The organism is Rhodovarius lipocyclicus, from assembly GCF_009900765.1.
In the GTDB taxonomy this organism is placed as follows: Bacteria; Pseudomonadota; Alphaproteobacteria; order Acetobacterales; family Acetobacteraceae; genus Rhodovarius; species Rhodovarius lipocyclicus.
Genome location: NZ_JAAABL010000041.1, coordinates 1 through 24174, shown reverse-complemented (window position 1 = coordinate 24174; position 24174 = coordinate 1). Strand labels below are relative to the sequence as shown.

Below are 24174 nucleotides of genomic sequence, written 5' to 3'. Positions count from 1 at the left end.
CTACCCCGGCCAGCGCAGATGCGCCAGCTTGTCGGGGTTGCGCATGATGTGGATGCCGATGATGCGCCCTTCCGCGATCTCCAGCGCCGTGGTCTGCAACCCGCCATCCGCCGCGAGGGACAGCAAGCCCGGCATGCCGTTCACCATCCGGAACCGCGCGGCGCGGGGCGGGGCCTTGGCGGCCAGGGCCAGCAGGAAACGCTCCACCTTTCCCCGCCCCAGGATCGGGTTCAGGGCCGCCGCGCGCTTGCCGCCGCCATCGCTCATCAGCACCACCTCCTCCGCCAGCAGCGCCGCCAGCGCGGAGGCATCCCCGCTGGCCGAGGCCGCGGCGAAGGCATGGGCGATGCGCTCCCCTTCCTCCGGCGGCACGCGGTAGCGGGGGCGGGCGGCGCGCAGATGTTCCCGCGCGCGGGTCGCCAGCTGCCGGCAGGCGGCCGGCGAGCGGGAGATGGCGGTGCCCACCTCCTCGAACCCCGCGCCGAACACGTCATGCAGCAGGAAGGCCGCGCGTTCGAGCGGCGAGAGCCGCTCCAGCGCCAGCATCACCGCCACCGAGAGGTCGAGCGCCGCGTCCTCCCCATACTCCGCTTCCTCCAGCACCGGTTCGGGCAGCCAGGGGCCGATATAGGTCTCGCGCCGCGCGCGGGCGGATTTCAGCGCATCGAGCGACAGCCGGGTGACGGTGCGCGACAGCCAGGCGCCGGGGTTGTCCACCGTGTCCGGCCCCGCGCGTTGCAGGCGCAGCCAGGCCTCCTGCACGATGTCCTCGGCATCCGCCGCCGAGCCGAGCATGCGGTACGCGATGCCCGCCAGGCGGCGGCGATGGCGCTGGAATTCCGCCAGCGCGTCCATCAGCCCGGCATCGCGTGCGGGAAGCGGCCGGCGATGGCCAGGCGGTTCCAGGCATTGATCGTCATGATGGCGAAGGTCAGCACCACCGCCTCCTCCTCCGAGAACCGGGTCAGCAGCTCCGCATACACCGCATCGGGGGCGTGGGTGACGGAGATCAGCGTCAGCGCCTCGGTCCAGGCCAGGGCCGCGCGCTCACGCGGGGTGAACAGCGGGGATTCGGCCCAGGCGTTCAGCAGATACAGGCGCTGCTCGGTCTCGCCGGCCGCGCGGGCGTCACGCGCGTGCATGTCCAGGCAGAAGGCGCAGCCGTTGATCTGGGAGGCGCGCATCTTCACCAGCTCCAGCAGCGTCTTCTCCAGGCCGGAACGCTGGATCTGCATCTCCACGCCGGCCATGGCCTTGTAGAGGGCAGGGGCGGTGGTGGTGGCGTCGAAGCGAGGGGTCATGGGATCGTCCTTTCGGGGTGGATGCCCGGAAGACGAGATGGAGGGGGTGGGTGTGACATGGCGGGGTGGGATATTATGAGGGCTCCGCCCTCATGCTCCCGTTGAGGGGGAAATGGCTTTCCCCCTCAAACTCCCCCATTACTTTTCATCAGTTTGGGGCAGCGCCTTCCCCAGACCCCCCTCACCACACCGGCACCCCGATCAGCCACGGGTGCAGATGCGCCATCGCGGCCCAGGCCAGCACGCCGATGGCGGGCCTGACCCAGCCGATCTCGCGCAGCGCCGCCGGCTGCCATCCCTTGCCGAACGGGATGATGGAGGTCTCAGCCGCCAGCCGCGCCCAGGCCGCGGGGTCGCGCGCGGCCAGCTTGGCGTCGATGCTGGGCATGCCCGCCAGGGCCGTGACCAGGAAGGCACCGAAGAAGATCAGGCTGGAGCTGTCGCCATTGGCCAGCATGTGCGCCCCGGCCCAGATGGTGAAGGACCACAGCATCGGGTGCCGGGTGACGCGGGTGATGCCGCGCACGCCCTCCGGCCCCAGCCCCTGCCCCACCGCGGTCGGGTTCTTCCCCGCCACCGAGAGCACGAACAGCACGAAGGCCACCAGCATCAGCAGGGAGACCACGCCCCGCACCGCCGGCGGCGCCACCCACAGCAGCGTGCCGGGCGCCGCCCGCCAGGCCAGGATCAGCCAGGCGATGGAGCCGAAGGAGGCGAGGGTGAACACGGCACGGAAGGCCTTCTCGCCCCCCAGCGCCGCGACCACGCGCCCCCGCAGGGGGGAGCCGGAGACACCCAGATGCAGCCCCAGCCACAGGGCCGCCGCGAGGAGGAGAGAGATCATGCGGCGCAGCCTGCCAGAGCCGCCGCGCCGCGCGCCAGCGAAAAGTAAAAGACTTACACTTCCTTGTAGCGGTAGCCGATGCCGTACAGGGTCTCGATCTGCTGGAAGTCGTCGTCCACTTCGCGGAACTTCTTGCGCACGCGCTTCACGTGGCTGTCGATGGTGCGGTCATCGACATAGATGTTCTCGCCATAGGCGGCGTCGATCAGCTGGTCGCGGTTCTTCACGATGCCGGGGCGCAGCGCCAGCGCCTTCACCAGCAGGAATTCGGTCACGGTCAGCTGCACCTGTTTGCCCTTCCACAGGCAGGTGTGCTTCGTCTCGTCCAGCGTCAGGTCGCCGCGCACCAGCAGGCCCCCGGGCACGGCGCCGGAGGCCTCGGCCCGCAGGCTTTCGTTCCGGCGCAGCAGGGCCCGGATGCGCTCCAGCACCAGGCGCTGGCTGAAGGGCTTGCGGATGTAGTCGTCGGCGCCCAGGCGCAGGCCCATCAGCTCATCCACCTCCTCATCCTTGCTGGTGAGGAAGATGACGGGCATGGCGCTGCGGGCGCGCAGGCGCTGCAGCAGCTCCATACCGTCCATGCGGGGCATCTTGATGTCCAGCACCGCGAGGTCCGCGGGCTTGGCCATCAGGCCCTGAAGGGCGCTTTCGCCATCCGTGTAGGTGCGGACGGTGAAGCCCTCCTGCTCCAGCGTCATGGAGAGGCTGGTCAGGATGTTCCGGTCGTCGTCCACAAGGGCGATGGTGTGCGGCATGGTGGCCCCCCTTCGAATGTCCTGCATATACATGGGGGGGCGTGGGCGCCAAGCCGCATATGGGGGATCAAGGCCTTAAGACGGAGAGGAATTTCCCCCTGGCCTGGCCAGGCGGGGGGGCGCCGGAGCCCCCCCTCGTTTTCTACAGGATATACCGCGACAGATCCGTGGACCCCGCCAGCGGGGCCACCCTCTCGCGTACCAGCGCGCCATCCACCGTCACGATCTCCCCATGCCGGTCGGAGGCGGTGAAGCTGATCTCCTCCAGCAGCCGTTCCAGCACGGTGGCCAGGCGGCGGGCGCCGATGTTCTCCAGCCGCGCGTTGATGTCGGCGGCCAAATCCGCCACCGCATCCACCGCGTCCTCGGTCACGTCCAGCGTCACGCCTTCGGTGCCCATCAGCGCCACATACTGCTTCACCAGCGAATGCTCCGGGTCCGTCAGGATGCGGCGCAGATCCTCGCGGCTCAGCGCGCTCAGCTCCACGCGGATCGGCAGGCGGCCCTGCAATTCCGGCAGCAGGTCCGACGGCTTGGCCAGGTGGAAGGCACCGGCCGCGATGAACAGGATGAAGTCCGTCTTCACCGCGCCATGCTTGGTGTTCACCACCGTGCCCTCGATCAGCGGCAGCAGGTCGCGCTGCACGCCCTCGCGGCTGACATCGCCGCCGCGCACACCGTCGGGGCCGCTGCCGCGCGCGATCTTGTCGATCTCGTCGATGAAGACGATGCCGTTGTTCTCGACATGGGACACCGCGTCGCGGATCAGCTGCTCCTCATCCAGCAGCTTGTCCGCTTCCTCGCGCAGCAGGGCCTCGCGGGCCGCGGCCACCGTCACCTTGCGCGGCTTGGCGCCCTTGCCGAACATTTTTGCGAGTTGTTCCTGCATGTTCTGCATGCCGGGGGGCATGCCGGGCATTTCCATCACGCCGATGGGCGCCTGGGCAGGCTCGGTCAGGGCCAGCTCGATCTCGCGGGTTTCCAGCTCGCCGGCGCGCAGCATGCGGCGGAACTTCATGCGGGTCTCGCCCGAGGCACCCTCGCCCACCAGCGCGGTCAGCAGGCGCTCCTCGGCCGCCAGCTCGGCCTTCGCGGTCACGCCCTTGCGGGCCTGTTCGCGCAGCTGGACGATCGCGACCTCCAGCAGGTCGCGGATGATGCCGTCCACGTCGCGGCCGACATAGCCGACCTCGGTGAACTTGGTGGCCTCCACCTTCATGAAGGGGGCGTTGGCCAGCTTGGCCACGCGGCGGGCGATCTCGGTCTTGCCGCAGCCGGTGGGGCCGATCATCAGGATGTTCTTCGGCACCACCTCGGCCTGCACGGCCTCGGGCAGTTGCTGCCGCCGCCAGCGGTTGCGCAGCGCGATCGCCACCGCCCGCTTGGCGTCGTTCTGGCCCACGATATAGCGGTCCAGCTCGCTCACGATCTCACGCGGGGAGAGTTCCATCACAGCGTCTCCAGCACGAAATTGCCGTTGGTGTAGACGCAGATGTCGGCTGCGATCTTCATCGAGCGGCGGGCGATCTCCTCGGCGGTGATGCCCTCGACCGTCATCAGGCCGCGCGCGGCGGCCAGCGCGTAATTCCCGCCAGAGCCGATGCCGATGATGCTGTCCTCGGGCTCCAGCACATCGCCATTGCCGGTCAGCAACAGGGAGCGGTTGGCATCCGCCACCGCCAGCAGCGCCTCCAGCCGGCGCAGATAGCGGTCGGTGCGCCAATCCTTCGCCAGCTCCACGCAGGCGCGTTCCAGCTGGTCGGGGAAGCGTTCCAGCTTCGCCTCCAGCCGCTCCAGCAGGGTGAAGGCATCGGCCGTAGCGCCGGCGAAACCCGCCAGCACGCGGCCGCCCGCGATGCGCCGCACCTTGCGCGCGTTGTTCTTTACCACCGTGGCACCCATGGAGACCTGGCCGTCCCCGGCCATGGCCACCTGCCCGTCCCGGCGCACACAGAGAATGGTGGTGCCATGCCAGCCGAGCGGATCGTTCGTGTTCGTCATGACGGCGCATGTGGCGTGTTCGGTGCGGCGTTGCAACGCATGGCGGGCATGAAGATGCGGCGGGTGAGCCGGCCCGCTTTGCTCCCCCCATCGATCCGCGTTACGCCTTGCGTCCATGGACGCATTCCTCACTGAAGCGCCTGCGGCGCTTCCGCTGTACACCGCAACGCCGGCCACGCTGGACCAGCTGCCGGCCGGGCATCTGGCCTTCCTGGCCGCCACCGGCTTCAAGGCCAAGGCGGGGCAGATCGCCGTGCTGCCGGGCGGCGACGGGCTGGCCGGCGCCGTGCTGGGGCTGGGGGAAAAGCCCCCCACCGCCTACAGCTTCGGCGGGCTGGCGATGGGCCTGCCGGAGGGCACGCAGTGGCGCCTGGTGGATGCCTCCCTGGCAAGGCTGGCCACGCTGGGCTGGGGGCTCGGCGCCTATCAGTTCACGCGGTTCAAGCAGCCCAAGCGCCTGCCGGCCCGGCTGCTGCTGCCGACCGGGGCGGGGGATGCGCCCGCGCTGGTCTCGGCCATCGCCCGCGCGCGGGACCTGATCAACACCCCCGCCAACCTGCTGGGCCCGGCGGAGCTGGCGGCCGCCGTGGGGGACCTGGCCGCCGCCCACGGCGCGCGCTTCCGCGTGATCGAGGGCGAGGCCCTGGCCCAGGGCTTCCCGGCCCTGCACGCGGTGGGCGCCAGCTCCCCGCGCGCGCCGCGCGTGGCGGTGCTGGAATGGGGCGAGGCGGAACACCCCCTGCTGGCCCTGTGCGGCAAGGGCGTGTGCTTCGACACCGGCGGGCTGGACCTGAAGCCCCCCGCCGCCATGCTGCGCATGAAGAAGGACATGGGCGGCGCCGCCAACATGATCGCCCTGGCCGAAGCCCTGATGGCCGCGAAAGCCCCCTGGCGCATCCTGCTGCTGGTCGGCGCGGTGGAGAACGCGGTCTCGGGCGAGGCGTTCCGCCCGGGCGACGTGATCGGCACCCGCAAGGGCCTGTCGGTGGAGGTGGGCAACACCGACGCCGAGGGCCGCCTGGTGCTGGCCGACCTGCTGACCTATGCCGGGGAGCACAACCCCGCCGTCATCCTGGACGCCGCCACCCTGACGGGCGCCGCCCGCGTGGCGCTGGGCCCCGACCTGCCGGCCCTGTTCAGCGACGACGACGCCCTGGCCAGCGCCCTGCTGGAAGGCGGCGCCGCGGAGGCCGACCCGCTGTGGCGTCTGCCGCTGTTCGATGCCTATGACCCCTGGCTGGACAGCCCGGTGGCGGACATGAACAACGTCTCCTCCAAGCCCTTCGCGGGCGCGATCGTGGCCGCGCTGTTCCTGCGCCGCTTCGTGCCCGCGGGCGTGCCCTGGGCGCATCTGGACATGTATGCCTGGAACGACGCCACCCGCCCCGGCCGGCCGGAAGGGGGCGAGGCGACGGGGTTGCGGGCCCTTGTTGCTGGATTGTTACAAGCCCGCTACAAAATGGCGGAAAAATAACCTGATTCCGCTTCAGGGAATGAAACTGTATGGCCACTTTCCGCGTTATCCCTGATGGGAGCACTCGGGAAGTGCTCTAGATGGTTAACCGGATGCCGGCAGGGCTCCCCGGTCTCTCTCGGAGTGCCGGGCCGCCGCCTGTCTTCAGGTGGCCCGGCGAAGGGGTCTGGCGATGGCAGTAGCGCAACACTCCGACCGTCTGGTCGGCATCATGCGGGATACGATGACAGCGCTGGTGCGCCGGGACGGGCCTGACCTGTCCGCGCGCCAGATGGCCGTGTTCCTGACCGTCTATCTCTCGGACGGGCCGCACACAGTACGCGGGCTGGCGCATTGGCTGAACGTGTCCAAGCCCGCCATCACCCGCGCGCTGGACCGGCTGGGGGAACTGGACATCGCCCGGCGCAAGCTGGACCCGATGGACCGGCGCAGCGTGCTGGTGCAGCGCACCGTCAAGGGCGCGGAACTGCTGCAGGAAATTCGGGACGTGATGGCCGCGGCCGAAGCCGGGGTGGACGCCTGGCCCTTGCCCATGGCGGACGCCCAGCCGATGGAAAGCCACCCGCCGGGCTGATCCGCCGCCGGCGGGGCTATTCCTCCCGCAGGGCGCGGCTGGGCATCACCGCGCGCATCGGCGCGGCCGCGCCGCGCGTGGCGATGGGGATGGAGCGCACCCGCACCTCCGGCAATGGCCGCTTCAGGTCGATGTGCAGCAGGCCATTGTCCAGCCAGGCACCCTCCACCTCGATGCCCTCGGCGATGACGAAGGCGCGCTGGAATTGCCGCGCCGCGATGCCGCGATGGATGAAAATCCGGCCATCCGTTTCGTCATGCTGCCGCCCGCGGATGACAAGTTGGTTGTCTTCCTGCGTGATCTGCAGATCGTCCATCGAAAAGCCGGCCACGGCCAGCGTGATGCGCAGCCGCGCCTCACCGATCTGTTCGATGTTGTAGGGCGGATAGCCCTCCGCGTTCTTCTGCACGCGGTCCAGCATTTGTTCCAAATGATCGAAGCCCAGGAAAAGCGGCGAACCGAAAACCGATGTGCGTGACAAGTTATCCCCCCGAGGATGGCGGCGGAGCAGCAGGCGCCCTTGAACAGCGACGCCCGTTGCCAAAATGGCGAGCGTTGCCGCGCGTTGCAAGCGGCCGCGCGGGGAGGTAAGGCCCCCACATGAGCGAAACCATGCCCATCCTGTATGTTCCGGCCCCGGTGCTGCGGGCCAAGGCCCGCGCGGTGGGCCCCGCCGACGCCGACCGCGTGCGCGCCCTGGCCCCGCGCATGCTGGCCACCATGTACGAGGCCCCGGGCATCGGCCTGGCCGCGCCGCAGGTGGGGGAATCCCTGCGGCTGATCGTGCTCGACGTCAGCGGCAAGGACGAAACGCCCGACCCCATGGTGCTGGTGAACCCCGAGGTGATCGCCGCCAGCAAGGAACTCGCGACGCGCGAGGAAGGCTGCCTCTCCCTGCCCAACCAGTATGCGGAAGTCACCCGCCCCGCCGTGGTGAAGGTGCGCTACCAGACGCTGGACGGCAGCCGGAAGGATATCGAGGCCGACGGCCTGATGGCCGCCTGCCTGCAGCACGAGATCGACCACCTGGATGGCACGCTATTCGTGGACTACCTCAGCCCGCTGAAGCGCAACATGATCCTGCGCAAGCTGGCGAAGGAGCTGAAGGCGCGCTGATCAGCGCCCTTTCCACTGCGCCGGGCGGCGCGCCAGGAAGCTCTGCACGCCCTCGGCGAAATCCTCGCTGGTGAAGCACATCTCCACCAGGTCATCGCCATTCACCGCGCGGGCGGCGGCGCTCAGGCGGCGCAGGGCCTGCTTGGTGGCCTGCAGCGTCAGCGGCGCGTGGCCCGCGATGGTCCTCGCCAATTCCTCCGCGCGCGCCAGCAGGGCCGCGTTGTCGGGCAGGATCTCGCTCAGCAGCCCGGCCGAGCGCATCTCCTCCGCTTCCATCAGCCGCGCGGTGAAGATCAGGTCCGTCACGCGGGCCGGGCCCACCAGGGCGGCCATGCGCGCGTGGTTCACCATGGACAGCGTGTTGCCCAGCGTCTTCGCGATCGGGAAGCCGAAGCGCGCGTTGGCCTGGCCGATGCGGATGTCGCACACCCCCGCGATGGCCGCCCCGCCGCCGGTGCAGGCGCCCGCGATCGCCGCGATCATCGGCTTCCGGCAATCCTCGATGGCGGTCAGGATGCGGTCGATCTTGGCTTCATAGGCCAGCGCATCCTCCGCGGTGCGGAAATTGGTGAACTGGCCGATATCGGTGCCGGCGGCGAAGGCCTTCTCCCCCGCGCCGGTCAGCACGATGGCACGCACGCCGTCATCGGTGTTGGCGGCGGTGCAGGCGTTGGCCAGCCCCTCATACATCGCGAAAGTCATCGCGTTGCGGGCCTGGGGGCGGTTGAAAGTCAGGAACAGGATGCCGTCCCGGCGCTCCTGCAACAGTTCCTCGGTCATGGCGTCTCTCCGCGTTTGGGCACAGCGTTGCGCGAATGGAGCAGAGAGGGAAGGTAGGAGCGGGGGCGTTGCCCCCGGAGACCCCCAGCCGGGGGCTCCGCCCCCCCAAGCACACGCATTCCCGCCACACGGCCGCTGGTGTAGCCTTGCCCCATGCGCCTTCTCGTCGTCGAAGACACCGAAGACCTCGCGGCCCAGCTGCGTTCCGCCCTGGCGGAGGCCGGCTTTGCCGTGGACCATGCCGCCGATGGCGAGGAGGGCCTGCATCTGGGCCTGAACGAGCCGTATGACGCGGTGGTGCTCGACCTGGGCTTGCCGCGCCTGGACGGGCTTTCCGTGCTGCGTCGCTGGCGGGCGGAGGACAAGCGCATGCCTGTGCTGCTGCTGACCGCCCGCGACAGCTGGACGGAGAAGGTGGAGGGGCTGAACGCCGGCGCCGACGATTATCTGGCCAAACCTTTCGTGATGGCGGAGCTGATCGCGCGGTTGAATGCGCTGATCCGCCGTGCCTCCGGCATCGCGAAGCCGGAGCTGGCCTTCGGCGAGGTGCGGATCGACACCGCCGCGCGCAGCGTGACGCGGGCCGGGCTGCCGGTGCGGCTGACGGCGCTGGAATACGGCATGCTGGCCTACCTGGCGCTGCACGCGGGGCGCCCCGTGTCCAAGACCGAGTTGACCGAGCACCTGTACGCCCAGGATTTCGACCGCGATTCCAACACGCTGGAGGTGATCGCCGCCCGGCTGCGGCGCAAGCTGGGCGATGGGCTGATCGACACCATCCGCGGCCAGGGCTACCGCATGGTGGCCGCCACGTGAACGCGCCCCACCTGGCCCCGGGCGCCGGGGAGCGCAGGCTGGGGCCGCGCGCGGTCATCCGCGTGCGCGGCAGCCTGACACGGCGGCTGGCGTTGCTGGTGGGGTTGTGGGTGGCGATCGGCCTGGGTGTCACGGGCTGGTTCGTGGTGCGCGTGGCCGAATCCCGCATCGAGGCCGAGGCCGATGCCCGCATGGTCTCCCTGCTCGACGCCATCGTGGCGGCGGCCTCGCTGGACCCGGTGCGCGGCCCCTACCTCTCGCGCCCGGTCAGCGAGCCGGAATTCGACCGCCCGCTGTCCGGCCACTACTGGCAGATGACGACGGAGGCGGGGCTGGTCACCACCTCGCGCTCCCTGTGGGACCAGCGGCTGCCGGCGCCGCGCCAGGATGCCGAACCCCGCAACGAGGACATACTGGGCCCGCGCGATGAGCCGCTGCGCCTGGTGGAACGCCACATCCAGCTGGAAACCCGCCGGCCCACGCCGCTGCGCCAGCGGGTGACGGTGCAGGTGGCCGTCACGCGCCTGCCGACCGACCAGGAAATCACCCGCCTGCAACGCGGGCTGATCCTGGCCTTCATGGGGCTGGGCACCGGGGTGGTGGCGGCGGTGGGCATCCTGGTGGTGTGGGCGCTGTCCCCCCTGCGCCGCGCCCAGCAGGAAATCGCCGAGGTGCGCGAAGGCCTGCGCGACCACGTGGACCTGACCGCCCCGCGGGAGATCGCGCCCCTGGTGCATGAGATCGAGGCGCTGATCGACCAGAACCGGGCGACGCTGGAACGCGCGCGCACCCATGTGGGCAATCTGGCCCATGCGCTGAAAACCCCCATCGCCGTGCTGCGCAACGCGTTGGAACGCGGAGAGGTGCCGGTGGCCCGCGCCCAGGCCGCGACGCTGGAGCGGCTGGTGCAGCACCATCTGCGCCATGCCCGCGCCGGCGCCCTGGCCGGGGCGGCGGGGGTCGAGGCCTCGCCGACCGCCGCGGCGCAGACCCTGGCCACGGCGCTGCGCCGCCTGTTCGCCAGCAAGGGCGTGGAGATCCTGGTGCTGGGGCGTGAGACCGCCCGCACCCGCGCGGACCCGCAGGACCTGACGGAGATGCTGGGCAACCTGATGGAGAACGCCTGCAAATGGGCCTCCAGCCGGGTGGAGTGCCGGGTGCGCGGTGGCGGGCCCGGGCATATCCTGATCGAGGTCGAGGATGACGGTCCCGGCCTGGCGGAGGGGCAGGACGCGGCGGCGCTGGTGCGCGGCGTGCGGCTGGATGAAGCCGCGCCCGGCAGCGGGCTGGGCCTGGCGATCGTGTCGGACCTGGCGACGCTCTATGATGGCACGCTGGCGCTGGAGCGCGGGCAGAAGCTGGGCGGGTTGCTGGCGAAGCTGGTGCTGCCCGGCCGTTTCCTCAGCTGAATTCGCGGCGCAGCTGGGCCAGGGCGGTTTCCAGCTCGGCCGCGACGATGGCGCGGTGGCCCGCATCCTCGACCACGTCCACACCCTCGGGCACCGGGGCGTCGGCCAGGCTGGCGCGCAGTTCATCGGCCAGGGCATCCAACCCCTGCGGCTGGCCGCGCAGCCCGGCGCGCAGGGCCAGCACCAGGGCGCCGCGCACAGCACGGCGCAGGCTGTCCTGGTCAGGGGTGTTTCGATTTACCATCGAATGGATCATGCGCGGCCGTTCCTGAAGGACAGGTGAAAACACCGCGCGATTGTAGTTTTTTAACAGCGCCGCAACCCCAATACTGGGGTGATCCAATTTTTGCACAGCATCGCCCAGGTCAATTCTGAATCAGGCCTGCGCTTCTACCAGCGCCAGCAGCCCTTCCAGCACCTGGCGCGGGCTGGGCGGGCAGCCCGGCAGGCGCAGGTCGGGGGGCATCACCGCCTCCACGCCGCCTTCCACGGCGTAGCTGCCCTTGAACACCCCGCCATCCACCGCGCAATCGCCCAGCGCCACCACGAAGCCCGGCTCCGGCATCGCGGCGCGGGCCTGTTCCAGCGCCTCACGCATGTTGCGGGTCACGGGGCCGCTGACCAGCAGGGCATCGGCATGGCGCGGGCTGTCCACGAAGCGCAGGCCCAGGCTCTCCAGCTCATGCACCAGGTTGCGGGTGGCGATCAGTTCCAGCGCGCAGCCATCGCAGCCGCCGGTGCCGATATGGCGCAGCGCCAGCCCCCGGCCCAGGCGGCGGCGCGCGCTCGCCTCCAGCCGGGCGGCCAGGTCGCCGACCAGCTGCGCCGAGGGATGCGGCGGCGGCTGGGCGATGGGGCGGGTCAACAGGCGGGGCAGTTTCATGCTCACAGATCCATCCCGCTCATGGTCAGGCCGAACCCGGCCAGCAGCAGCGGCAGTTGTTCCAGCCCGGCGCCAGCGGCCGCGGCCTCGGCCAGGGGCCACAGCGCCCAGGCGGGGTCGCGGGCCATGGCGGCGCGGATCAGCCCGCCATCGTCCAGCGCCAGCCAGGCCATGCAGGGGCCGTGCGGGCCCTCGACCAGGGCCACGCCCTCACCGCCGCGCTGGGGCAGGGGGGTGATGATCGGGCCGTCCGGCAGGCTGTCCAGCATCACGGCCAGCAGGCGGCGGCTTTCGGCGGTCTCGGCGATGCGCTGGCGCAGGCGGGCGGCGGCGTCGCCTTCCGGGTGCAACGGGATTTCCAATTCCAGCTCATCATACGGGGAGGCATCGGGGCCGAGCCGCGCATCGACCATCACGCCGCTGGCGCGCGCGACGGGCCCGCCGGCCGTGTAGTCCTGCGCCAGGGCGGGCGGGATCACGCCCAGGCCCGTCAATGCCTCCACCAGCCCGGCATGGCGCAGGGTGGCGCGGGCCAGGCGGGGCAGATCCTCGGCCAGCAGCAGCAGCGCGTCGCGCAGGATGGACAGGCCGCGCTCCTCCAGGTCCAGCGCGACGCCGCCGGGCAGCACGCGGTCCATCAGCAGCCGGTGGCCGAAGGCGATCTGGCTGGCGGCCAGCATCGTCTCCCGCGCCAGGGCGGCCTGGTCGGCCAAGGCGGGGGGGCCCGCCAGGGCCAGCACCTGGGCCCAGATGTGCAGATGCACTGAAAGGCGCTCGATCTCCGCCATCACGGCGCGCAGCACCACGGCGCGGGGCGGGGGCTCGGTGCCGGTGGCCTTTTCGGCGGCCAGGGCAAAGGCCAGGGAATGGGCCACCGTCGCCTCCGCCTGCAGCCGCGCCGGAAAGCGGGCGGCGGCGCGCGGGGATTTGCCGGGCATCAGCGCCAGCACGCCCTTGTGGGCATAGCCGAGCCGCGCCTCCATCCGCACCACCGCCTCCCCGGCCACGGCCAGGTGCAGATAGGCGGGCTCACCGATGCCGGGCAGGATGGGGCCCAGCGGCAGGCGATGCAGGGCATGGCCCTCGGCGGGCAGGAATTCGGGCTGCGGCGGCGCGCCGCCATGGCGCACCGGCCGGCCCGAGAGCGGGTTCAGCACCGGCCAGCGGCCATGGTCCAGCCAGGGCCGGCCATCCTGGGTGCCCACGGGTTCCAGCGCCCACAGGTCATGCACCGCGCGCTCGAACAAGGCGGCGGCGGGGCGGGCGGGCGACAGGGCGGGGTATTGCCCCTCCGGCGCCGCCAGCGCCACCAGGCGCAGGGCGTTGCCATCCTGGAAGGCGGCGCGGACCACGCCGGGCTCACCCCACAGCGCCAGCAGCGGCAGCTCCGGGTCGGCGGCCAGGGCCTCCCATTGCGGCTCGGTCAATGCGTGGGTGGGGCCTTGGGCGGGGGGCTGGCGCAGGAATTCGGCGGGGGTCATCGGGCGGCCTCCGCCGCCGCGCGCAGCAGCGCGGCGAAGGGCGCGGGCATGGCCAGCGCGCCGAGCGCCGCCATCGCCAGCGCGGCCCAGGCCGGGGCCAGCACGCGCCAGCCCGGGGGCGGTGCGGCATCGGCGGTGGCCGGGCCCATGCACAGGCGCTGGGCGGCGCGCGCCAGGGCGGCGGCCCCCAGCACCAGCGCCAGCAGCAGGGGCGGCATCAGCCAGGGCGCCTGCCGCCCCGCGCTGGTCAGCAGCAGAAAGGCGCCCGCGAAGGGCAGGAAGGGCGGCAGGCAGGCCAGCGACAGCAGCGCCAGCATCAGCCCCCAGCCCAGCCCCGGGCTGCCCGCCATCAGGCCGGAAATACCGCCGATGCGCCGCGTGGCCTTCAGCCGCATCGCGCCCCCCAGCGTGGCCCAGCCGGCCGCCGCCCCCAGCCCATGGCCCAGCAGCAGCAGCAGCCCCGCGAGGTTGCCCGCAGGCCCGCCCAGCCCGAACCCCGCCGCCGCCGCGCCGATCTGCAACATGGAGGCCAGCCCCAGCATCCGCCCCGCATCGCGCTTGCGATACAGGCTGAGCGAGGCGAGCAGCATCGTCCCGATCCCCAGCGCCAGCAGCGACCAGGCGGGCATCTGCCCGCCCGCCAGCGCCTTGACGCGCAGCAGCGTGTGAAGCGCGGCGGGCGCCAGCAGCAGCGGGAACAGCGCGGCGACGGAGGATGGCGCCTCGGCCGCCGCATCGGGCCACCAGGCATGGAAGGGCGCCAGCGCCAGCAGCGTGCCGCAGCCCGCCAGCGCCAGCACGAAGCCCAGCGCCAGCAGCATGGGGTCCATCGTCTCCTGCCCGCGGGCTTGCAGGGCGGGCCAGCCGAGGGCGGCCTCCGGCGCCGCGACATGCACCGCGACCAGCCCGAACAGCACCAGCCCCAGGCCGACGCCGCCCAGCAGGAACAGCTTCCACCCCGCGCGCGGCGCGGCGGTGGCCAGCGGCAGCAGGGCGCCCAGCAGCGCGACCTCCAGCCCCAGCCAGCCCAGCGCCAGGTTCTGCGCCAGCAGGCACAGCATCACCCCGGCCAGCACGGCCTGCAGCCCGGCGTGCCAGGGGCGTTCCTCGCCGGGTTGGGGCGCGAGGGACAGCAGCAGCGCCGCGAAGGCCGCCGCCAGCACGAAGGGCAGGTTCAGCCCGTCCGCGGCCAGGATGCCGGGCTCGGGTTCAGCCAGCGCCAGCGCCACGGCCAGCCCGGCCCAGGCTGCGCACAGCACGGGTTGCAGCAGGGCCGCCACGCGCGGCAACGCCGCCACCAGCAGCCCCCCCAGCGCGGGCAGCAGAACCAGCGCGAGGGCAATCATGCCATGCCCCCCAGCACCCGGGCCCGCAGGCCGAGCAGCCCGGTGGCCAGCAGCAGCATCAGGCCCAGCGTGATCTCCAGCACCAGGGGCATGCCGCGCGCGTTCACCACCGCCAGCAGCAGCGCGTGGCCGCAGCCCAGCAGCGCCACCGCCTGCCCCAGCCCGGGCTTGCGCCAGACCAGCCCCAGCAGGCTGACCAGCAGGAAGGCCAGGTTCAGCGCGATGTCCTGCCGCGCCATGGCGGTCACGCCCGGGCCCACCGGCAGCACCAGCAGGATGGCCAGCGCCACCAGCCCGCAGCCCAGCAGCATGGCGGGCAGCAGGGGCAGGCCGGGCTCGGCGGGGGTGCCCCAGCCCAGGGCGCGCAAGGCCAGCGGCACCGCCACCGCCTGGCTGGCGCCCAGCACCACGGCCACCACCGCCAGCGGAAGGCTGGATTGCAGCCAGGCCTGCCAGCCCGCCGCCAGGGCCAGCAGCGCGCCCTGCACCGCCAGCAGGCGCAGCAGCGCGCCGGCCCGCCGGGCGGGCAGCATCAGAAAGCCGGTCAGCAGCAGGGCGCCCACCAGCGCATGGTCCAGACCCGCCTGCATCATGCCAACCCCGCCGAAACGAACATCAGGGCCGCCGCCAGCGCCGCCAGCAGCAGCGCGGCCCCCAGGAATTGCGGGCGCCGGGCCGGAAAGCCCCGCCCGCGCAGCACCGCCAGCAGCCCGCCCAGCACCGCCAGCTTCGCCAGCCACGCCGCCATGCCCAGCAACCAGGCCAGCGGCCCGGCATCGGCGGGCACCAGCCCCCAGGGCAGGAACAGCGCCGCCGGCAGGCACAGCCACAGCAGCAGCCGCATCGACCCCTCCAGCCGCCACAGCGCCAGATGGCGGCCGCTGGCCTCGGCGGGCACGCCATCGTCACCCGCCACGCCCAGCGCGCCGGCCAGCGCCACCGCCAGCAAGGCCGCGGCCGTCAGCGCCAGGGGCACATGCGGGCTTGGCGGGGTTTCGTGGATGAAGCCCGCGATCGCGTCCAGATTGCTGCTGCCCGCCAGCATCACCAGCACCAGCAGGCACAGCAGCAGCACCGGCGCGGCGAAGGCCCCCACCGCCAGACGGCCGGAAGCGCGGATACCGCCCTCGGCGGTGCCCGCATCCATTTCCGCCAGGGCGGCGGCGGCGCGGGACAGGCCGAGCAAGCCCAGGATCAGCAGCACATCCCCCACCGGCGCCAGCGCCATGCCCAGCGCGAAGCCCGGCACCAGCAGCAGCGCCAGCCAGGTGCTGGCGGCCGCCACATAGGGGGCCGCGCGCGTGACCGGCCCGGCGGTGGTGGCCAGCACCGGGCGCTGGCGGCAGCGGCGCCAGATCTCGCGCCAGGGGTCCAGCACCGACGGCATGCGCCGCCCGCGCAGCCGCGCCCCCGCCATGGCCAGCACCCCCGCCAGCAACGGCGCCAGGGCCAGCACCAGCGCGCCATGCAGCCACTGCGCGAGGACGGAGGCGGTGACGCTGAGGATCATGGGCGCTCCGCGATCACGAGAAGGGCGAGCAGCGCCAACAGCGCCAGGAAGCCCACCCGCAGCGCCGCGCGCGGGGCCGGCAGGCGCCCGCGCTCCGCCCACAGGCTGGCCTGATGCCGCAGGGAGGTGAGGCGCACCAGGGCGCGGGTGAAGGGATCGCGCCAGCGGGATTCGAAGCGGGCGGCGGCGACCGAGCCCGGGGGCGCGGCCAGCACCCGGGCCTCATACCCGCCCAGCGGGCCGCCAAGCACGGCCAGCACCGGGGCGGCGAAGCCCTCGGCCGAGACCTGGGTGGAGGGGTCGCCGAAGGGCATGTGCGGCGGCGGCGCGATGAAGCCGCCCTGCCACAGCGGGGCCTCGGCCAGGCCTTTCGGCGCGCGGCGGCGGGCGACCCACCACAGCAGCGCCATCAGCCCCGCCATCACGGCCAGCACCGGCAGTACGAGGTAGCGCGCGCCCGCATCCCCCGCCGCCAGCCCCAGGATGGAGGCCGGCGCGGCGCCCCCCAGCAATTGCTCCACGGCGCCCTGCATCAGCGCCATGGCCAGCGGCGGCAGCGCGCCGAGGCCCAGCAGCGCCAGCGCCGGGAACAGCAGCGCGGCGCGGGCGGGGCCCGGCGCGTCCTCGGCCCCCGCGACGCGCGGGGAGCGCGGGCGGCCCAGGAACACCATGCCCCACAGCCGCACCATGGCCATGGCCAGCAACCCCATGCCCAGGCCCAGCATGATCAGCGTGCCGAGCGCCGCGAACTGATACAGCGCCTGCTGCGTGCGCCAGGCGGCCAGCAGCGCCTGGGTCAGCAGCCACAGCGCGGCGAAGCCCGCGAAGGGCGGCAGCGCCGCGATCGAAAGCGCGGCCACCAGCGCCGCCCCCGCCGCCAGCGGCATGTTGTGCGCCAGCCCCCCCAGCGCATCCAGCCGCGCGCCCGCCACCGGGCCCGCCTGCATCTGCACCACGCTCAGCGCCAGGGCCAGCAGCCCCACCCCCAGCAGCAGATGCGCGCCCGCCAGCAGCGCGCCCGCCAGCGCGAGCGCCGCCGGCACATCCATGTCCGACCCCCGGAACAGCAGCGCCAGCCCCAGCCCCAGGGCGAACAGCCCGAGCCCGGCCGTGACGGCCCCGCCCAGCACGCCGCGCAGCCCGTCCTCGACCAGGGCGCGGAAGCCGCCGATCAGCACCGCGAAGCCGCCCAGCAGCAACGGCGCCAGCCCCCACCAGGAAGGCTGGGCGGGGCCCGACAGCTCCAGCACCAGCCGCAGCGCGGCCAGCAGCGCCAGCACCGGCAGGGCGCCCGCCAGCAGCGGCGCCACCTGGGCGGGTGCCGCCGACAGCGCCCCCGCCACCCAGCCATGCAGCGGCGCGAGCCCCCCCAGCGCCGCGGCCCCCAGCAGGGCCAGCACCAGCACGGCGGCGGCCATCCAGCCTTCCGGCGGGCTGGCGCGCAGGGCGGCGAAGCCGAGCGAGCCCGCCCCGGCCGACATCAGCGCGAAGCCCGCCATCAGGCACAGCCCGCCCGTCAGCGCGAAGCCCAGCATCAGCCGCGCGGCGCGGCGTTCCGGCAGGGCGGCCCAGGCGGCGACGGCGGCCAGCAGCAGCCCCAGCACCAAAGTGAAGCCATCGGCCGCCACCGCCGCCAGCACCAGCCCCAGCAGCAGGGGCGGGAAGGCCAGCAGCTCCGTCCGCGTCGCGGGGCGCAGCAGCAGGGCGGAAAAGCACCCCAGCGCCCCCAGCGGCGCCAGGAACCAGGCCGAGACGGCATCGAGCCCCACCAGCGCCGCCGCCCAGGGCGGGCCCAGCGGCAGAGCCAGGGGTTCGGCCTCCGGCGCCAGCAGCGCCAGGGCGCCGAGGACGGCGAAGCCCGCCATCAGCGCGGCGGCCGCCAGGCGCAGCACCGCCCACAGCCGCAGGGCGGCCGGCAGCATCAGGGCGCAGCAGCCCGCCAGCATCAGGGCCAGGATCAGGAGCATCGCGGAATATGTTTCGAGTTTCGCACCACCCATGCACAATGCGTCAGTCACGCCCGCGTCGGGAAGGGTCGTCCGAAAATGTCGCACAAGGGACTGGACAAGCGCCGAAACTTGCGCAGAAGGGCGGCAGGGACCTTGGCGCGCTCCGTCGCGTCGCTTCACCTGGGAAAGAAACCATAATGGAACGTCGTAAATTGCTGGCCGCCTCCGGGGCGGCCGCGGCCGTGCTGCCTGTGCTCGCGGCCCCCGCACTGGCTCAGGCCATGCCCGAAATCCGCTGGCGCTGCGCGTCCAGCTTCCCCCGCGCGCTGGACACCATCTATGGCGCCGGCGAGCATGTCGCGCGCCGCGTGGCCGCGCTGACGGACAACAAGTTCCGCATCCAGGTCTTCCAGGCCGGCGAACTGGTGCCGGGCCTGGCCACGCTGGACGCGGTGCAGGGCGGCACGGTCGAATGCACCCACACCGCCAGCTATTACTTCGTGGGCAAGGACCCCACCTTCGCCTTCGACGGCACGGTGCCGTTCGGGATGAACTTCCGCCAGCTGAACTCCTGGCTGAACGCCGGCGGCGGGCGTGAGGTGCTGAAGCCCTTCTTCGAGACCTATGGCGTCGTCAGCCTGCAGGCCGGCAACACCGGCGCGCAGATGGGCGGCTGGTTCCGCCGCGAGATCCGCACGGTGGAAGACCTGCGCGGCCTGAAGTTCCGCATCGGCGGCTTCGCGGGGCAGGTGCTGGCCAAGCTGGGCGTCGTGGCCCAGCAGATCGCGGGCGGCGACATCTATCCGGCGCTGGAACGCGGCACGATCGACGCCGCCGAATGGGTCGGCCCGTATGACGACGAGAAGCTCGGCTTCCAGCGCGTGGCGCCCTACTACTACTTCCCCGGCTGGTGGGAAGGCGGGCTGAACCTCGCCCTGATCGCCAACAAGGCGAAGATGGAGGAGCTGCCGCCCCTGTACCGCGAGGCGCTGGAAAGCGCCTGCCGCGACGCCACCATCGAGACCATGGCGAAGTACGACCGCGTGAACCCGGAGGCACTGCGCCGCTTGGTGGCGGGCGGCGCGCAGCTGCGCCCCTTCCCCCGCCCGGTGATGGAGGCCTGCTATCGCGCGGCGATGGAGCTCTATGAGGAGACCTCCGCCGCCAACCCCCAGTTCAAGCGGGTGTGGGACCACTTCAAGGCCTATCGTGAGACGCAGCTGCAATGGTTCCGCGTGGCGGAAAACAGCTACGACAGCTTCGTCTACGCGATGCAGGCCCAGGAACAGCAGGCGAGGCGTTAAGACATGAAGGCGTTGCTGGCTTTCAGCCACGGGGTGGACTGGTTATCCGAAAGATTCGGCCGGATCGCGGACTGGATGGTGCTGGCTTCCTGCGCCATCTCGGCCGGCAACGCCTTTGTCCGTTACGGTATCTCCTACTCCTCCAACGCCTGGCTGGAGGTGCAGTGGTACCTCTTCGCCGGCATGGTCATGCTGGGCGCCTCCTACACGCTGAGGCGCAACGAGCATGTGCGGGTGGACCTGCTCTATGGCGCGGTGGGGCACAATGTGCGGCTCTGGATCGATATCCTGGGCTTCGTCCTGTTCATGCTGCCGGCCATGATGCTGCTGACCTGGATGACCTGGCCGTTCTTCCTGGACAGCTTCATGCGCAATGAGGGCAGCCCCAACGCGGGCGGCCTGCTGCGCTGGCCCGCCAAGCTGATCCTGCCGGTGGGCTTCGCCCTGCTGGTGCTGCAGGGCTTCTCCGAACTCATCAAGCGCATCGCGGTGCTGCGTGGTGTGGACATGGGCGTCGACGCCTTCCTCGAATACAAGAAGCCCGAACAATGACCCTGGAAATGATGCCGCCGCTGATGTTCGGCGGCCTGGTGCTGTTCCTGCTGATGGGCTTCCCGGCCGCGTTCAGCCTTTCGGCGGTGGGCCTGTTCTTCGGCTTCGTCTCCATCGAGCTGGGCTTCTTCAACGAAGCCTTCCTGGGCAACCTGCCGCTGCGCGTCTTCGGCATCCTGTCCAACGACCTGCTGCTGGCCATCCCGTTCTTCACGCTGATGGGCGCCATCCTGGAACGCTGCGGCCTGGCGGAGGACCTGCTGGAAGGCACCGGCCAGCTGTTCGGGAAAATCCCCGGCGGCCTGGCCTATGCCGTCATCCTGGTGGGTGCGGTGCTGGGCGCCATCACGGGCACGGTCGCGGCCTCGGTCATCGCCATGGGCATGATCAGCCTGCCGATCATGATGCGCTATGGCTACGACATGCGGATCGCCACCGGCGTCATCGCGGCGTCGGGCACCATCACGCAGGTCATCCCGCCCTCGCTGGTGCTGATCGTGCTGGGCGACCAGCTCGGCAAGAGCGTGGGCGACATGTACGCCGGCGCGATCGGGCCGAGCTTCCTGCAGATCCTGCTGTTCATGCTGTTCATCCTGGGCGTGTCGATCTTCGCGCCCCACAAGGTGCCGCCCCTGCCGCCGGAGGCGCTGCAGCCCCGCGGCTGGCCGCTGTACTGGCGCGTGCTGAAGGGCATGGTGCCGTCGATCGTGCTGATCTTCCTCGTGCTCGGCACCATCTTCCTGGGGCTGGCGACGCCCACGGAAGCGGGCGCGATGGGCGCGGTCGGCGCGGTCGGCCTGGCGGTGGCGCAGGGCACCTATTCCTGGAAGCTGCTGCGGGAGGCGATGGGCAACACCATGCGCATCACCTCCATGGTCATCTTCATCCTGATCGGCGCCACGGTGTTCAGCCTGGTGTTCCAGGGCGTGGACGGCAGCCACTGGATCGAGCACCTGTTGAGCCACCTGCCGGGCGGCAAGACGGGCTTCCTGATCTTCGTGAACATCTTCGTGTTCTTCCTGGCCTTCTTCCTCGACTTCTTCGAGATCGCCTTCATCGTGGTGCCCATGCTGGCCCCGGTGGCGGCGAACATGGGCATCGACCTGGTGTGGTTCGGCGTGCTGCTGTGCATCAACCTGCAGACCAGCTTCATGCACCCGCCCTTCGGCTTCGCGCTGTTCTATCTGCGCGGCATCGCGCCGCGCACGGTGCTGACGCGCGACATCTACTGGGGTGCGGTGCCCTGGCTGTTCCTGCAGCTGGCGCTGGTGGCCATCGTGATCGTGTGGCCCGAAAGCGTGACCTACTTCATCGACCACGGCCCGACGGTGGACCCCAGCACGGTCAGCATCGACGTGCCGATGCCCGAAGCACCGGACGACGACGCGGTGCCGGTGTTCCGGTAAGCGAAGGGGGGCGAAAGCCCCCCTTTTTTTAATTCAGCGGCACCTGCATGCGGGCCAGGGTCGGCCGCCACAGCTCCTGCTGCTGCAGCAGGAACTGGGCGAATTCCGCGGGCGTGCTGCCCACGATGTCCTGCGCCTCCCCATACAGCCGTTCCCGCAGGCGCGGGTCCATCAGGGCCTCGGCGGCCGCGCGGTGCAGGGTGTCGATGGCGGCCTGGGGCGTGCGGGCGGGGGCCAGCAGGCCGAACCAGCTCAGGGCCTCCAGCCCCGGGGCGAATTCGGCGAAGGCCGGCACGTCGGGCGTCTGCGGCATGCGCCGCGCGCCGGTCCAGCCCAGGATGCGGCCCTGGCCGTTGCGCTGCACCGGCACCGCCGTGCTGCCAGCCACCACCAGCAGGTCCAGGTTGCCCGCCACGAAATCATTCATCGCGGCGGCATCCCCGCGATAGGTCACGTCCTGCATCCGCAGGCCCAGGCGTTCCAGCACCATCAGCATGGCCACATTGGTCAGGGTGGTGGGGCCGTTGTGGCCATAGGTGATGGTGCCGGGGCTCGCCTTGGCACGGTCGATCAGCTCCTGCACCGATTTCGGCCCGTCCGGCCGCGCGATGACGGCGAAGGGATAGGTGCTGACCAGGCTGATCGGCGCGAAATCCTCGATGCGATAGGGCAGGTTGCGCTGCACGATCGGGTTGATCGTCAGCGTGGTGCCGGAGGACATGAGCAGCGTGTAGCCATCTGGCTGCGCGCGGGAGACATACTCGGCGCCGATGACCGTGTTGGCCCCGGGCCGGTTTTCCACCTGCACCGGGCGGCCGAGCACCTGGGTCATGCGCTCCGCCATCAGGCGGGTGACGACATCGGTGCTGCCGCCGGGGGCGAAGGGCACGATGATGGTGATGTTGCGGGCGGGATAGGCGGGCTGCGCCCAGGCGGGTATCGCCAGGCTGGGCGCGGCCAGCAGCGCGGACGCGCCCAGGGCGCGCCGGGTGATGCTGGACATGGTTTCCTCCGGTTTTATCCGGCCATGTCACAGCATGCGCCCCCTGGCGGCAAGGGCTACACGATCTGGTTCACCAGCGTCGCATCCCCCGCCCAGAACCGTTCCAGGTTCGCCAGCAGCAGGTCCACCACATTGTCCTCATAGGCGCAGGTCTCGCCGGCCGTGTGGGGGGTGATGAACACGTTGGGCAGGGTCCAGAGCGGGCTGGTCTCGGCCAGCGGTTCCTCCGCCGTCACGTCCAGCGCGGCACCCTTGATCTTGCCGCTGACCAGCGCCGCGATCAGCTCCGCCTCGTCGCACACCTTCCCGCGCGCGCAGTTGATCAGGTAGGCGCTGGGCTTCATCGCCGCCAGCGTGGTGGCGTTCATCAGCCCCGTCGTCTCGGCCGTCAGCGGGCAGACCAGCACCACCATGTCCGCGCGCGGCAGCAGGCTGGGCAGGGCGGCCATGCCATGCACTTCGTCGGCGCCCTCCGCCCCCGCCGCCGGGTTGGCGCGCACGCCGATCACATGCATCTCGAACGCCTTGGCCAGGCGGATCAGCCGCCCGCCGATGCGCCCCATGCCCACCACGACCAGCGTCTTGCCGGCCAGCTCGTCCTCGCGCGTCCAGAAATCGCTCTGCATGCCGCGCCAGAACTTCTTGTGCTGGTTGTCCCGCGCCTCCGGCAGGCGGCGGGTCAGGGCCAGCATCAGAGAGATCGCATGCTCGCTGACCGCCTTGGCGTTCACGCCCGCGGCACTGGCCAGGCGGATGCCCGCCGCCTTCAGCACCGCGCGGTCATACTGGTCCGTGCCCGCGGACATGGACTGCACGAAGCGCAGCTTCGGCGCCAGGGCCGGGATGTCGTTGCGCCACATGCCCGACAGGCTCAGCACATCGATCTCGGGCAGCATGGCGTCCAGCTCGGCGCGGCTGCGTGCCTCCAGCGTGCGGAAGCCCAGGCTGCGCGCGTCCAGCCGCGCCTTGCAGTTGTAGGCCACATGGGCGAAGCCGATGGTGATGGTCTCACGGGGTGGCAGCATGGGTGGTCTCCTCTGTCCGGCCTAGGGAACATGGGGCCGCGCGGCGCCGCAAGCTGCCGGAAAAACATTGCGGACTTGCCGCGAAGCCCCCAGAATCCCTCCCCGTGGCACAGGTGCAGCAAGACCAGCTTGTGAACTTCCAGCGGCGTGACGACGACACGCTCTGGGCCGTGGTGGCTTCCCTCGGCAAGAAAAGCCGGGTGGCGGAAGTGTTCCGCAACCGCGCCGCCGCACTCTCGGACATGACATGGCGCACCCAGCAGGTGCAGGCCTACGCCGAATTCCTGCGCCGCGCCGGACAACCGGTGCCGCATTACAGCCTGGCACCGATCCGCCGGGCGGACCTGCCACGGAAATGGACGCCGCTGCCGGCGCTGGGGTTTTTGCGGGGGGAGTATATTTGAGGGCGCTGCCCTCAAACTCCCGTTGAGGGGGAAATGACTTTCCCCCTCAAGCTCCCCCATTACTTTCCATCAGTTTGGGAACAGCGAAGAACCCGCGAAGGTTTTTCCGTTAAATAATAGGGCTTGTTGAGATTCATCGTGACCGTATGACGGCTGCGGCGAGATAGATCATGGCGGCGAATGAGCTGTCTGTTTTGTCGCTACGCAGTGCGATCCGTTTGAATTCCTTGAGTTTGGCGAA

General features: G+C 71.2%; 26 protein-coding genes and 1 pseudogene. 9 read left to right on the top strand and 18 right to left on the bottom strand.

Annotation, left to right across the window (positions count from 1 at the left end; all coding sequences use genetic code 11):
- The 6 genes from sigJ to hslV all read right to left on the bottom strand — a co-directional run bounded on the left by sigJ (position 1) and on the right by hslV (position 4901).
- Positions 1-855 (bottom strand): RNA polymerase sigma factor SigJ, encoded by an 855-nt coding sequence (gene sigJ, locus GT007_RS18635; protein WP_160123174.1) that lies wholly within the window; start codon positions 853-855, stop codon positions 1-3.
- Positions 855-1301 (bottom strand): carboxymuconolactone decarboxylase family protein, encoded by a 447-nt coding sequence (locus tag GT007_RS18630; RefSeq protein WP_160123173.1) that lies wholly within the window; start codon positions 1299-1301, stop codon positions 855-857. Before GT007_RS18630 ends, sigJ begins: the two co-directional genes overlap by 1 nt.
- 181 nt (positions 1302-1482) lie before the next feature.
- Positions 1483-2145 carry an NnrU family protein gene (locus GT007_RS18625; RefSeq protein WP_160123172.1) on the bottom strand — a complete coding sequence of 221 codons (663 nt, stop codon included), beginning with the start codon at positions 2143-2145 and terminating at the stop codon, positions 1483-1485.
- 53 nt (positions 2146-2198) lie between these two features.
- Positions 2199-2900, bottom strand: a complete 702-nt coding sequence (locus tag GT007_RS18620; protein ID WP_160123171.1) for a response regulator transcription factor — start codon at positions 2898-2900, stop codon at positions 2199-2201.
- 142 nt (positions 2901-3042) lie between these two features.
- Positions 3043-4350, bottom strand: coding sequence for an ATP-dependent protease ATPase subunit HslU (gene hslU / locus GT007_RS18615; protein ID WP_160123170.1), 1308 nt, complete (start codon positions 4348-4350; stop codon positions 3043-3045).
- Positions 4350-4901: an ATP-dependent protease subunit HslV gene (gene hslV / locus GT007_RS18610; RefSeq protein WP_160123169.1), complete on the bottom strand. Its 552-nt coding sequence runs from the start codon at positions 4899-4901 to the stop codon at positions 4350-4352. Before hslV ends, hslU begins: the two co-directional genes overlap by 1 nt.
- A 115-nt stretch (positions 4902-5016) precedes the next feature.
- On the opposite strand from hslV, the gene GT007_RS18605 reads away from it, so the two are divergent.
- Both GT007_RS18605 and GT007_RS18600 read left to right on the top strand, forming a co-directional pair.
- Positions 5017-6375: a leucyl aminopeptidase family protein gene (locus tag GT007_RS18605; protein ID WP_160123168.1), complete on the top strand. Its 1359-nt coding sequence runs from the start codon at positions 5017-5019 to the stop codon at positions 6373-6375.
- A gap of 172 nt (positions 6376-6547) precedes the next feature.
- The gene (locus tag GT007_RS18600) at positions 6548-6949 is read left to right on the top strand and encodes a MarR family transcriptional regulator (protein ID WP_160123167.1); all 402 of its coding nucleotides are present in this window, start codon (positions 6548-6550) and stop codon (positions 6947-6949) included.
- A gap of 16 nt (positions 6950-6965) precedes the next feature.
- Here the strand turns inward: GT007_RS18600 and GT007_RS18595 are convergent, their stop codons facing one another.
- Complete coding sequence (locus GT007_RS18595; RefSeq protein WP_160123166.1) at positions 6966-7370, bottom strand: Hsp20 family protein; 405 nt, start codon at positions 7368-7370, stop codon at positions 6966-6968.
- Between the two features lie 179 nt (positions 7371-7549).
- On the opposite strand from GT007_RS18595, the gene def reads away from it, so the two are divergent.
- Positions 7550-8065, top strand: coding sequence for a peptide deformylase (gene def / locus GT007_RS18590; RefSeq protein WP_160123165.1), 516 nt, complete (start codon positions 7550-7552; stop codon positions 8063-8065).
- On the opposite strand, the gene GT007_RS18585 is transcribed toward def, so the two are convergent.
- Positions 8066-8845: an enoyl-CoA hydratase gene (locus tag GT007_RS18585; RefSeq protein WP_160123164.1), complete on the bottom strand. Its 780-nt coding sequence runs from the start codon at positions 8843-8845 to the stop codon at positions 8066-8068. It abuts the gene before it with no gap.
- 153 nt (positions 8846-8998) lie between these two features.
- On the opposite strand from GT007_RS18585, the gene GT007_RS18580 reads away from it, so the two are divergent.
- On the top strand, positions 8999-9661 hold the full coding sequence (locus tag GT007_RS18580; protein WP_160123163.1) for a response regulator transcription factor: 663 nt from the start codon (positions 8999-9001) through the stop codon (positions 9659-9661).
- On the top strand, positions 9658-11070 hold the full coding sequence (locus tag GT007_RS18575; RefSeq protein ID WP_160123162.1) for a sensor histidine kinase: 1413 nt from the start codon (positions 9658-9660) through the stop codon (positions 11068-11070). The genes GT007_RS18580 and GT007_RS18575 overlap by 4 nt, the downstream gene beginning before the upstream one ends.
- Here the strand turns inward: GT007_RS18575 and GT007_RS18570 are convergent.
- The 7 genes from GT007_RS18570 to GT007_RS18540 all read right to left on the bottom strand — a co-directional run bounded on the left by GT007_RS18570 (position 11063) and on the right by GT007_RS18540 (position 18257).
- Positions 11063-11326 (bottom strand): hypothetical protein, encoded by a 264-nt coding sequence (locus GT007_RS18570; protein WP_160123161.1) that lies wholly within the window; start codon positions 11324-11326, stop codon positions 11063-11065. The two genes, GT007_RS18575 and GT007_RS18570, sit on opposite strands and share 8 nt — an antisense overlap.
- A gap of 120 nt (positions 11327-11446) precedes the next feature.
- The gene (locus GT007_RS18565; protein ID WP_160123160.1) at positions 11447-11953 is read right to left on the bottom strand and encodes an NADH-quinone oxidoreductase subunit B family protein; all 507 of its coding nucleotides are present in this window, start codon (positions 11951-11953) and stop codon (positions 11447-11449) included.
- Between the two features lie 2 nt (positions 11954-11955).
- Positions 11956-13434 carry a hydrogenase large subunit gene (locus tag GT007_RS18560; RefSeq protein ID WP_160123159.1) on the bottom strand — a complete coding sequence of 493 codons (1479 nt, stop codon included), beginning with the start codon at positions 13432-13434 and terminating at the stop codon, positions 11956-11958.
- Positions 13431-14780 carry a proton-conducting transporter transmembrane domain-containing protein gene (locus GT007_RS18555; protein WP_160123158.1) on the bottom strand — a complete coding sequence of 450 codons (1350 nt, stop codon included), beginning with the start codon at positions 14778-14780 and terminating at the stop codon, positions 13431-13433. Before GT007_RS18555 ends, GT007_RS18560 begins: the two co-directional genes overlap by 4 nt.
- Positions 14777-15373 carry a hypothetical protein gene (locus tag GT007_RS18550; protein ID WP_160123157.1) on the bottom strand — a complete coding sequence of 199 codons (597 nt, stop codon included), beginning with the start codon at positions 15371-15373 and terminating at the stop codon, positions 14777-14779. Before GT007_RS18550 ends, GT007_RS18555 begins: the two co-directional genes overlap by 4 nt.
- Positions 15370-16290 carry an NADH-quinone oxidoreductase subunit H gene (locus GT007_RS18545; protein WP_160123156.1) on the bottom strand — a complete coding sequence of 307 codons (921 nt, stop codon included), beginning with the start codon at positions 16288-16290 and terminating at the stop codon, positions 15370-15372. The genes GT007_RS18550 and GT007_RS18545 overlap by 4 nt, the downstream gene beginning before the upstream one ends.
- Entirely contained in the window at positions 16287-18257 is a 1971-nt protein-coding gene (locus tag GT007_RS18540) for a proton-conducting transporter transmembrane domain-containing protein (RefSeq protein WP_160123155.1), read from the bottom strand. The genes GT007_RS18545 and GT007_RS18540 overlap by 4 nt, the downstream gene beginning before the upstream one ends.
- 179 nt (positions 18258-18436) lie before the next feature.
- On the opposite strand from GT007_RS18540, the gene GT007_RS18535 reads away from it, so the two are divergent.
- The 3 genes from GT007_RS18535 to GT007_RS18525 are packed head-to-tail and all read left to right on the top strand — an operon-like array spanning position 18437 to position 21501.
- Complete coding sequence (locus GT007_RS18535; protein ID WP_160123154.1) at positions 18437-19543, top strand: TRAP transporter substrate-binding protein; 1107 nt, start codon at positions 18437-18439, stop codon at positions 19541-19543.
- 3 nt (positions 19544-19546) lie between these two features.
- Positions 19547-20095: a TRAP transporter small permease subunit gene (locus tag GT007_RS18530; RefSeq protein WP_160123153.1), complete on the top strand. Its 549-nt coding sequence runs from the start codon at positions 19547-19549 to the stop codon at positions 20093-20095.
- Positions 20092-21501, top strand: coding sequence for a TRAP transporter large permease (locus GT007_RS18525; RefSeq protein WP_160123152.1), 1410 nt, complete (start codon positions 20092-20094; stop codon positions 21499-21501). Before GT007_RS18530 ends, GT007_RS18525 begins: the two co-directional genes overlap by 4 nt.
- Before the next feature lie 28 nt (positions 21502-21529).
- Here GT007_RS18525 and GT007_RS18520 read toward each other — a convergent pair whose 3' ends face one another.
- Complete coding sequence (locus tag GT007_RS18520; RefSeq protein ID WP_160123151.1) at positions 21530-22504, bottom strand: Bug family tripartite tricarboxylate transporter substrate binding protein; 975 nt, start codon at positions 22502-22504, stop codon at positions 21530-21532.
- A gap of 56 nt (positions 22505-22560) precedes the next feature.
- The gene (locus GT007_RS18515) at positions 22561-23529 is read right to left on the bottom strand and encodes a D-2-hydroxyacid dehydrogenase (protein ID WP_160123150.1); all 969 of its coding nucleotides are present in this window, start codon (positions 23527-23529) and stop codon (positions 22561-22563) included.
- Between the two features lie 113 nt (positions 23530-23642).
- Here GT007_RS18515 and GT007_RS18510 point away from each other — a divergent pair, with 113 nt between their 5' ends.
- Positions 23643-23933, top strand: coding sequence for a hypothetical protein (locus GT007_RS18510; protein WP_160123149.1), 291 nt, complete (start codon positions 23643-23645; stop codon positions 23931-23933).
- A 133-nt stretch (positions 23934-24066) separates the two neighbouring features.
- Here the strand turns inward: GT007_RS18510 and GT007_RS22590 are convergent.
- Positions 24067-24174: pseudogene (locus GT007_RS22590) on the bottom strand (IS5/IS1182 family transposase); the annotation flags it as partial.

What these genes read in the sequence shown, in the direction of transcription:
- sigJ (WP_160123174.1), bottom strand. Translation starts at nt 855, where the DNA reads ATGGACGCGCTGGCGGAATTCCAGCGCCATCGCCGCCGCCTGGCGGGC.
- GT007_RS18630 (WP_160123173.1), bottom strand. Translation starts at nt 1,301, where the DNA reads ATGACCCCTCGCTTCGACGCCACCACCACCGCCCCTGCCCTCTACAAG.
- GT007_RS18625 (WP_160123172.1), bottom strand. Translation starts at nt 2,145, where the DNA reads ATGATCTCTCTCCTCCTCGCGGCGGCCCTGTGGCTGGGGCTGCATCTG.
- GT007_RS18620 (WP_160123171.1), bottom strand. Translation starts at nt 2,900, where the DNA reads ATGCCGCACACCATCGCCCTTGTGGACGACGACCGGAACATCCTGACC.
- hslU (WP_160123170.1), bottom strand. Translation starts at nt 4,350, where the DNA reads ATGGAACTCTCCCCGCGTGAGATCGTGAGCGAGCTGGACCGCTATATC.
- hslV (WP_160123169.1), bottom strand. Translation starts at nt 4,901, where the DNA reads ATGACGAACACGAACGATCCGCTCGGCTGGCATGGCACCACCATTCTC.
- GT007_RS18605 (WP_160123168.1), top strand. Translation starts at nt 5,017, where the DNA reads ATGGACGCATTCCTCACTGAAGCGCCTGCGGCGCTTCCGCTGTACACC.
- GT007_RS18600 (WP_160123167.1), top strand. Translation starts at nt 6,548, where the DNA reads ATGGCAGTAGCGCAACACTCCGACCGTCTGGTCGGCATCATGCGGGAT.
- GT007_RS18595 (WP_160123166.1), bottom strand. Translation starts at nt 7,370, where the DNA reads ATGCTGGACCGCGTGCAGAAGAACGCGGAGGGCTATCCGCCCTACAAC.
- def (WP_160123165.1), top strand. Translation starts at nt 7,550, where the DNA reads ATGAGCGAAACCATGCCCATCCTGTATGTTCCGGCCCCGGTGCTGCGG.
- GT007_RS18585 (WP_160123164.1), bottom strand. Translation starts at nt 8,845, where the DNA reads ATGACCGAGGAACTGTTGCAGGAGCGCCGGGACGGCATCCTGTTCCTG.
- GT007_RS18580 (WP_160123163.1), top strand. Translation starts at nt 8,999, where the DNA reads ATGCGCCTTCTCGTCGTCGAAGACACCGAAGACCTCGCGGCCCAGCTG.
- GT007_RS18570 (WP_160123161.1), bottom strand. Translation starts at nt 11,326, where the DNA reads ATGATCCATTCGATGGTAAATCGAAACACCCCTGACCAGGACAGCCTG.
- GT007_RS18565 (WP_160123160.1), bottom strand. Translation starts at nt 11,953, where the DNA reads ATGAAACTGCCCCGCCTGTTGACCCGCCCCATCGCCCAGCCGCCGCCG.
- GT007_RS18560 (WP_160123159.1), bottom strand. Translation starts at nt 13,434, where the DNA reads ATGACCCCCGCCGAATTCCTGCGCCAGCCCCCCGCCCAAGGCCCCACC.
- GT007_RS18555 (WP_160123158.1), bottom strand. Translation starts at nt 14,780, where the DNA reads ATGATTGCCCTCGCGCTGGTTCTGCTGCCCGCGCTGGGGGGGCTGCTG.
- GT007_RS18550 (WP_160123157.1), bottom strand. Translation starts at nt 15,373, where the DNA reads ATGATGCAGGCGGGTCTGGACCATGCGCTGGTGGGCGCCCTGCTGCTG.
- GT007_RS18545 (WP_160123156.1), bottom strand. Translation starts at nt 16,290, where the DNA reads ATGATCCTCAGCGTCACCGCCTCCGTCCTCGCGCAGTGGCTGCATGGC.
- GT007_RS18540 (WP_160123155.1), bottom strand. Translation starts at nt 18,257, where the DNA reads ATGCTCCTGATCCTGGCCCTGATGCTGGCGGGCTGCTGCGCCCTGATG.
- GT007_RS18535 (WP_160123154.1), top strand. Translation starts at nt 18,437, where the DNA reads ATGGAACGTCGTAAATTGCTGGCCGCCTCCGGGGCGGCCGCGGCCGTG.
- GT007_RS18530 (WP_160123153.1), top strand. Translation starts at nt 19,547, where the DNA reads ATGAAGGCGTTGCTGGCTTTCAGCCACGGGGTGGACTGGTTATCCGAA.
- GT007_RS18525 (WP_160123152.1), top strand. Translation starts at nt 20,092, where the DNA reads ATGACCCTGGAAATGATGCCGCCGCTGATGTTCGGCGGCCTGGTGCTG.
- GT007_RS18520 (WP_160123151.1), bottom strand. Translation starts at nt 22,504, where the DNA reads ATGTCCAGCATCACCCGGCGCGCCCTGGGCGCGTCCGCGCTGCTGGCC.
- GT007_RS18515 (WP_160123150.1), bottom strand. Translation starts at nt 23,529, where the DNA reads ATGCTGCCACCCCGTGAGACCATCACCATCGGCTTCGCCCATGTGGCC.